We start from the raw sequence: 7,596 nt of genomic DNA on the forward strand, positions 1-7,596 counted from the left end.
GTGCGTATCTCGTTCTAAGGACGGTGAGGACCACGGCCGCTTCGGCGCCGCTGGATCCTGTGTTTGCTATGGCAGGGAGCGATCCCGTTGACGGTGGAAGCCATCTGGCTCAGAATGCATGCTTCGCCGCTCAATGTCGGCGCATAGAGATCTGTTGACCAAATCTCGCTTTCCTTCGTGACCCAGGACGTTGTCGCTGACAATCATCCCAGGCTTACCGCGCTCGGCGATCAGCTCGGTGAGCTCACGCACCACCCGACGCCCTGAGATCGACGTGTCCGGCACCGCGCGCAGGCACTCGCGGGTTACATCGTCGACGATGTTGAGCACTCGGAACCGGCGTCCTGTAGCCAGCTGATCATGGACGAAGTCCAGGCTCCATCGCTGGTTTGGTAGCGCCAGCACCGGAGCTGGTGCTCGTGCGCCGATGGCACGGCGACGGTTGCGCCTGCGTCGGACCGCCAGCTTCTCCTCGCTATAGAGCCGCTGTGTCTTCTTCCGGTTGATCCGCCATACTTGGCTTTCCAGTTGTAGATCGTCGCTTCCGATACCCCGTGGCGACGAGCCAGGTCGGCAGTCTTCGCGCCAGCCTCCTGTTCCTTCAGCACGCCGATGATCTGCTCTTCTGTGAACCTTGCTCGCTTCATTCGTCCGTCCCTTCCATCAGGCCAGACTCTAATCAAGCTTGGACGAAAATCCGGGGGTCACGTCAGATGTCCAACTGCCATCGGCACTTTAACCCATAAAATAGGGCTGAAGTTTCTTAGGCAATACTCGCCGACCAATAGCAACACCTACGAGACATATTAACAAAACGATCAACGACACGCTAAATATATTCGCAAATTGCCCGACAGAAATTCTAAATTTAAGATTCTGACTAGCTACAGCTCTAAGAGGTATTAAATGAGTAAGATAAATAATGTAAGAATTTCTACCGATCCAGGAAAGCCATTTCGGTGTTTTTTTGCTCAATATTGCAAAAGCAAGTGTACTCCACAAAAAAACGGCAAGCGAAAAAAATGTTGATGTCAACTTAAGTTGGCTGCTTGCAAGACCTATATCAACAGGGAGCAACTCCAAGCCTTCAATGATGCTTGCTATAAGTCCCACGACGATAAAAATAGTTGATATTGTCAATAATTTCATCCGCCGCACTGCCAGATCGACTCTAGAACCGATCAGAAAAGCAAGGTGGTAAAAAGGATACCACATGAAAAATGGGAGTCCATTGAAAGGAGAACCAACAGGATATGGGCCAAGCACTGCATAGTAGGTTAGCACCCTCCCCATAGCCGTGAATAAAAATATTATAATTGCATGCATCATTAACGATCTTATTTTGCAAATTAGTGGAGTAAGGACGATCATCTGACTCAACACAATCACGAAGTATCCGATACCTATGCCCGCCCCAGCAAAAACATCGAGAATAAGGGACTTTGGATCGAGTAAATGACTACGAGAAAATGCGAGTATGTATATTAATGTCCACAGGAGATAAGCTGGCCAAAGTCCCAACATTCGATGCAAAATATAATCAAAATTCTTTGGCTTTTTGCTTAGACCTGCCATTAAACCCGATATAGCCAGAAACATCGGGACTGCAAAGTTCACAAACTGACGAACGAGAACAGTCAGTTTAGTCTCTGCGCCGCCTAGCGAAAGTGAATTTATGGCGCAAGCGTGGATTATGATCACCGCGATGATTGCGATCCCCTTCCAAGCATCCCAATAGCCTTGCCTCGGGCGCGGCGAACAGCCGCCTTCAGGTGAAATTATTTGAGATTCCACTAGACCTCCCTAAATTTCTAAATTTCCGTGGCAAAATTTCTGACCAGTGATACTTAGGCTGAAGCCTAGCTATTGGCCGTAACTCCGTCTGCAACTATAATCTAATTGAAATTACGACACTTGTAGGCGCAAGCCGAATGTTAACCCGATAAAGTATTTTAATACAGGTGACATATCGAAATTGACAAGCCCCCCCATGCCAGTGGACAAGGTCTGCCTGTCAATCGGCGAGCAAACGGGGACCGGGATCGGCATGCAATAGGGGACCAGGGTTTGACGGGTGCTTACGCCGTGGCGGGATGGCGGAGGGCGTAGCCGGGAGGCATCCCGCCACGGCGTAAATCGTCTTTTTTCCGTGTGGCCGGGCTCAGCTTCGATTTTTGAAGCGCCAGCTGTCGTTGCCAGTCTCGATGATGTCGCAATGGTGCGTGAGCTGGTCGAGCAGAGCGGTGGTCATCTTGGCGTCGCCGAAGACGGTGGGCCATTCGCCGAAGGCGAGGTTGGTGATGACGCTGATCGAGGTGCGCTCATAGAGGCGGCTGATGAGGTGGAACAGCAACTGGCCGCCGGTGCGGGCGAACGGCAGATACCCCAGCTCGTCGAGGATCAGAAGGTCGAGCCGCGAGAGATGTTCGGCGAGCTTGCCGGCCCGGCCCTGGTGGGTCTCCAGTTCGAGCAGGTTCACCAGGTCGGTAGTATTGTAGAACCGGACGCGGGCGTCGCTGCGGATGCAGTTGCGGGCGATGGCGATGCTGAGGTGGGTCTTTCCCGATCCCGTGCCGCCGACCAGGACGACATTGCGCTGGCTGGCGAGGAAGACGCCAGTGGCAAGGTCGCGAACCAGCCCTTCGTTGATCGGTGTGCCGGTAAACTCGAAGCCGCCGAGTTCGCAGGCAAGCGGCAGCTTGGATGCGGCCATCTGGTACTTGATGGAACGGGCGTGCTTCTCGGCGACCTCGGCCTTCAGCAGGTCACCAACGACGTGCTGTACGGGATGCTGCCGCTTGAGGGCGTCGGCAATGATCTCGTCATAGGAATGACGCATGCTGGCGAGCTTCAACTCGGCCATGAGGCCGATGATCTCATGGCGCTCCATCATCATGCTGCCCTCCGCACGGGCAGCAGCCGATCGTAGAGGCAGGCATCGGCGATGGGCTCGATCTTGAGCTGCAGAGGCTCGGGCGTGGCGATGCTGGGCTCCATCGGCGCCGATCGGGACCGGGCCAGAATATTGAGTACGGCATCGGCGCTGGTGACCCCTTGGGCCAACGCTTCGGCGGCAGCCGCTTCGAGTGCATCGAGGCCATCGACCGTGGCCGCTGTCAGGATCTTGACCATCTGCCGATCGCCATCGTTGCTGCCCTTCAGCTTGCCACGAAGGCGCTCCAGTGCTGGCGGCAGGGCCAGTTTCTTGAACGGCGCGCCGTTCCTTAGCGCACCTGGCTTCTTCGCCAGAACCGGCACATAGTAAACGGTCTGTTCTCGACCGAAGCGGCGATCGTGTTCGGCGACGGTATCGTCGCCCTGGCGGATGAGGATGCGGTCGGCATAGCCGTGGACTTCGACCGGACGCCCGAGCGCACGCGCCGCCACCGAGTACTTGTTGTAGTCGAACCGCACGAGCAGCGTCTTCGAGACTGAGGCCCCGACCGCGTGGAAGCCGTCGAACGGGACCGACGGCGTACGCATCAACGCCGTCTTCTCGTCCTCGAACACGTCGGCGATGGTGCGATCGCGCAGCTAGGGATGGCGATGGACACTGACGTGTTCCCGGCAGCGGTCGAGCAGCCAGGCATTCAACTCGTCATAGCTGGCGAAGCGCACCGAACGCATATGCAGGTCGCTGATCGATGGCAAATGCTGCGCAATTGCTCGGATGCAGTGCTCGCTGCGATGGAAAAGCGCTACAGGATCGTACGCGAGGTTGGGCGATCGCTCGCGCAGACATGATACCGATCAAGACACAAGACAGCGCCACAAGGCCAGGGCTGACTACGGCCGTCGTCCAATAGGAAAATACGGTCGCCAACGTCGACAAGCCATGTTCAATACGGTGTGGCCCTGCGCGATAAGGGTTGGACGCTTCTGCGGAGCACCCCCGTGACGGGCGTTTATGAGTTCGTCCCCGAGGCAGGCGAAATAAGCATGAAGTTTCTTGAAGTGCGTTGCGGTCTTTGGCTTGCAACACGGCACGCTACAACAAAATAAAATGTTATCAATGTTGATTCAATTGACAAGAAGCTACCTGAAAGACCTGTTGATAATATAATATAAATCACTGCGCAAGACAGCTCCCTATTTCCATTCAAAAAGTAAATAGCCGCAGCAATAATTGAAAAAACTAACGCCGCCACACCAATAAATCCAAAATAGAAAATAAATTCATAGATTCCGTTTGTTACTTTAGATTCCTTAGTTTCTTGATAATATCCAGTTTTTAGGGCCAATTTCGCAGCACCTCCAATTGGAATTCCAAGAGGATAATTGAGCATCTGCCATTCAAGAATCTTTATCGGTGCTATGACTCGGCGATAATTAGACCCCTCTCTACTTTTATACATTCCTTTGTTATCTTCAAAAGCCCCGAGCTGATAAAAGGAAAAAACAGCCCCAGCAATAATCACCAACACTAATAAATGCCTACTACTTTTAATAAAAAGTATACCTCCAAGCACAATGGCAAGAATTATCAAACCAAGAGATTTCGTGGTTATAACTCCCAAGATTATCAGCACCAAATTTCTAAGATATTTTTTGTTGCTAATTATGTCAATAAAGCAAAGCGTGCCAATTATTCTTCCGCACATTGATGGCTCGTAGTAAAGACCTATTGCGCGAGCGCTAAGAAGATCCGTTAGATTCAGATAATTATGTTGCGAATCGACGCCCACTAGCGGCATAATAACTTCGTATGCAGCATAGTTACCGAATAAACGTGCACCAAATGCTTGAACTGAAGCGACGGCAACCACTGCGCAATTAATAAAAAAAGCATCTTTAAGGTGCGAAGGCCGTCTTGATATAGCAGAAACAAGCAAAATTACTATTGACACCACCCATAGGCAATAAGACGCAATAAATTGGGAGGTTTTTGGCGTCAACTGCGCGCCGAAAGATTGCGAAACTGCCATTATAAATAGCGGCCAGGAAATTAAAATCGCCGAAATAGATATTGGCAATATTTGGAATTTACATTCTTTTGCGGATAAAAGAATAATTATTGCACAAAGCCCTCCCCCCACCGTTACCCGGTAGGACCCAATTTCTGCAATAATAAAATATAGACAAAGAATACTTAATACGGATATCGCACGCAAAATATTTGATTTATTATTAAATAAAACATAATTGTTTTCGCGATGACCATAGTAAGTCATAATACTATCCTAAATCACTCTCAAATACAAAAATTAAATAGCATGAGAAGGTATTTATTTCAGACGGAATAATTTTCAAAGCATGCTCAAAAATATCTCTACAACGCCTCCCGCATACACAGTAATTTCTTGCGGTAAAACTTTTTTAGTTATTATTACTTGAACTTCAAAAGAAAATCATTCATTTTTCATGGAAGAGAGCACTTCTACGGTGAAACCTCCCCGCGTCATTATGCCTGATGATGGCAGAGGAAAGGAAGGGTGCTCTCATTTGCGGCCCGCAAGATATGGTTTCGAAAGAGCGGTAGCTGAAAAGAGGTCATTCCGAAACCATTCGTGCAGCTAATGTCGCTGAAAAGCGAAGGGCGCTTGATCTGGCCACTGTTTCGTCCCGACACCTTGGGCGAGAATGGAGGCTTGGGGCAATCTCATGAGTGAGGTGGTGCCGGTTTTTCGGACAGGGTGTTAAGCTACTCCCGACCTGATGGATTGGTACGGGAATGAAGACGATGAGTAAGCGCTACAGCGCGGATTTCAAGGCGAAGGTGGCGCTGGAGGCGATCTGGGGCGATCTGACGCTGGCGGAGTTGGCCGGCAAGCATGGCGTGCACCATACGATGATCGCATCGTGGAAGCGGCAGGCCATCGAGGGAATGGCGAGCACCTTTTCCGGAGCCGGTGATGCGGCCAAGGCTGTCAGCGAGAGCGAGGTCGAGAAGTTGCACGCCAAGATCGGGCAACTGGTCGTGGAGCGGGATTTTTTAGCGAAAGCCTTCGGTCGATGAGCGTGGACCGGAGGCGGGCGATGGTCGAACCTGCTCATCATTGCCTGTCGATCTCGGCACAGTGTCGCCTGCTGTGTTGATTGCCACTGAGAAGTGACCCGGGGTTTCCATTGAGAACTGACCCGGGTGGGCGTGGTTTACGTGCTGCCGTTTCCCGGCAGGTTCAAGATGCGGACTTCTCCTTTCTGGATTTGGGTGCAGCGGTGCTGGCGCGGAAGCGGAAGCTATCGTTCCCGGTTTCCAGGATGTGGCAGTGGCGGGTAATACAAAGGGGCGTTGAGGCTGACTCACGCGGGGGATTCCCAAGCTCGCGAAAATCTGATTCGACGTAGCAGGCACGTGGAGGCTTGCGATGGCGGCAGCGATTGGGGTTCGGTCTGACTACACATCGGCGGATTTGCGCCAGTTTGCGCGACGAAGCGATGATGCGGATCAGGTCCGGCGGCTGTTGGCGGTGGCTCTGATCCTGGACGGCGGGAGCCGGAGCGAAGCGGCGAAGGCTGCCGGCGTCACGCTGCAAATCGTGCGCGACTGGGTCCTGCGGTTCAACGAAGGCGGCCCCGATGGTCTGGCGACGCGCAAGGCGCCGGGCCGCGATCCTCAATGACGAGCAGCGCGCGCAGCTTGCGGCGATAGTCGAGGCCGGGCCAATCCCCGCGGCGCATGGCGTGGTGCGCTGGCGGCTTGCCGATCTGACCCAATGGATCTGGGACGAGTTCGCGCTCTCGGTCTGAACCGCCCCGGGATTGCCGGAGGCCCTAACTCCTGAGAGTGAGGGTCTACGATGAGCAAGACGACGAACAAGTTTGCCTCTGAGGTTCGGCAGCGGGCGATCCGGATGGTACTGGATCACGAGGGGGATTATCCTTCTCGCTGGGCGGCGATCACGCCGGTGGCCGAGAAGATCGGGTGTTCCGGGCACACGCTGCTGGAATGGGTGAAGAAATCCGAGGTGGACAGCGGCAAGCGCGGTGGTGTGCCGACGGAGACCGCCGAGAAGCTCAAGGCATTGGAGCGTGAAGTCCGCGAACTGCGGCAAGCCAATGAGATCCTGCGCAAGGCGTCGGCATATTTTGCCCAGGCGGAGCTCGACCGCCCGTTCAAACGATGATCGCCTTTATCGACGAACATCGCGATGCCTATGGGGTCGAGCCGATCTGCCGGGTTCTGCCGATCGCCCCATCCACCTATCACGAGCGCCTTGCCAAGCGGCGAGACTGCGGATTCCGGGATTATCGCGCGCACCATTCCGAATTGATGGCGCGCAGGATTCCGAGGTGATCGCGCGCAGCGTTCCGAGAATTATCCGCGCAGCATTCCGAGATGATCGCGCGCAGTTTGGGATGACGTGAAGCCTGATCGTTGGGACCAGTTCCCTGGCTGAGCAGCCAGGAGGATTGGATGCCGACGAGGAGGGTTATGATGCGCCATGTGCGCGAGATATTGAGACTGAGCCTGGACGCCAGGCTCTCGACCCGAGCGGTAGCAGAGCATGTCCGGACGGGGGCAACCACGGTACGCGACACGCTCAGGCGGTTTGATCAATCCGGGCTGTCGTGGCCGTTGCCGCCCGAGATTGGCGATGCGGATCTGGAGGAGCGGCTCTACGGCGTTCCCGGCGTAAAGCCGGGACGGCGCAA

The 7,596-nt window shown here is 53.8% G+C and carries 6 protein-coding genes, 5 pseudogenes and 1 other annotated feature; of the genes and pseudogenes, 5 read left to right on the forward strand and 6 right to left on the reverse strand.

Features of this window, described 5'->3' with window-relative positions; translation table 11 throughout:
• Window positions 1–189: 189 nt before the first annotated feature.
• The 4 genes and pseudogenes from ACYPYD_RS28335 to ACYPYD_RS28350 form a co-directional block, all read right to left on the reverse strand.
• Window positions 190–647 (reverse strand): annotated as a pseudogene (locus ACYPYD_RS28335) (transposase); the annotation flags it as partial.
• 88 nt (window positions 648–735) lie between these two features.
• A complete protein-coding gene (locus ACYPYD_RS28340) occupies window positions 736–1,794 on the reverse strand; it encodes an acyltransferase family protein (RefSeq protein WP_459667127.1) in 1,059 nt (352 codons plus the stop codon).
• Window positions 1,795–2,161: 367 nt separating this feature from the next.
• Window positions 2,162–2,893 (reverse strand): IS21-like element helper ATPase IstB, encoded by a 732-nt coding sequence (gene istB / locus ACYPYD_RS28345; RefSeq protein WP_459667136.1) that lies wholly within the window; start codon window positions 2,891–2,893, stop codon window positions 2,162–2,164.
• Window positions 2,893–3,618: pseudogene (locus ACYPYD_RS28350) on the reverse strand (Mu transposase domain-containing protein); the annotation flags it as partial. The pseudogene ACYPYD_RS28350 and the gene istB, both read right to left, overlap by 1 nt.
• Here ACYPYD_RS28350 and ACYPYD_RS28355 point away from each other — a divergent pair.
• Window positions 3,547–3,744 carry a hypothetical protein gene (locus tag ACYPYD_RS28355; RefSeq protein ID WP_459667139.1) on the forward strand — a complete coding sequence of 66 codons (198 nt, stop codon included), beginning with the start codon at window positions 3,547–3,549 and terminating at the stop codon, window positions 3,742–3,744. The pseudogene ACYPYD_RS28350 and the gene ACYPYD_RS28355 overlap by 72 nt on opposite strands.
• Before the next feature lie 161 nt (window positions 3,745–3,905).
• Here ACYPYD_RS28355 and ACYPYD_RS28360 read toward each other — a convergent pair whose 3' ends face one another.
• Window positions 3,906–5,171: a hypothetical protein gene (locus ACYPYD_RS28360; protein ID WP_459667130.1), complete on the reverse strand. Its 1,266-nt coding sequence runs from the start codon at window positions 5,169–5,171 to the stop codon at window positions 3,906–3,908.
• 500 nt (window positions 5,172–5,671) lie between these two features.
• Here ACYPYD_RS28360 and ACYPYD_RS28365 point away from each other — a divergent pair.
• Window positions 5,672–6,030 (forward strand): annotated as a pseudogene (locus ACYPYD_RS28365) (transposase); the annotation flags it as partial.
• An 89-nt stretch (window positions 6,031–6,119) separates the two neighbouring features.
• Here ACYPYD_RS28365 and ACYPYD_RS28370 read toward each other — a convergent pair.
• A pseudogene (locus tag ACYPYD_RS28370) lies at window positions 6,120–6,221 on the reverse strand (ATP-binding protein); the annotation flags it as partial.
• Window positions 6,222–6,308: 87 nt separating this feature from the next.
• Here ACYPYD_RS28370 and ACYPYD_RS28375 point away from each other — a divergent pair.
• The 3 genes and pseudogenes from ACYPYD_RS28375 to ACYPYD_RS28385 form a co-directional block, all read left to right on the forward strand.
• Window positions 6,309–6,563 carry a helix-turn-helix domain-containing protein gene (locus ACYPYD_RS28375; RefSeq protein ID WP_459667131.1) on the forward strand — a complete coding sequence of 85 codons (255 nt, stop codon included), beginning with the start codon at window positions 6,309–6,311 and terminating at the stop codon, window positions 6,561–6,563.
• 177 nt (window positions 6,564–6,740) lie between these two features.
• Window positions 6,741–7,157, forward strand: a pseudogene (locus ACYPYD_RS28380) (transposase); the annotation flags it as partial.
• Window positions 7,022–7,138: a sequence feature (AL1L pseudoknot), on the forward strand. It overlaps the preceding pseudogene by 117 nt.
• A gap of 221 nt (window positions 7,158–7,378) precedes the next feature.
• Window positions 7,379–7,596: helix-turn-helix domain-containing protein (locus tag ACYPYD_RS28385; RefSeq protein WP_459667134.1), on the forward strand; the 218-nt coding region annotated here is incomplete at its 3' end.

This window comes from Novosphingobium sp. 11B (assembly GCF_054589055.1).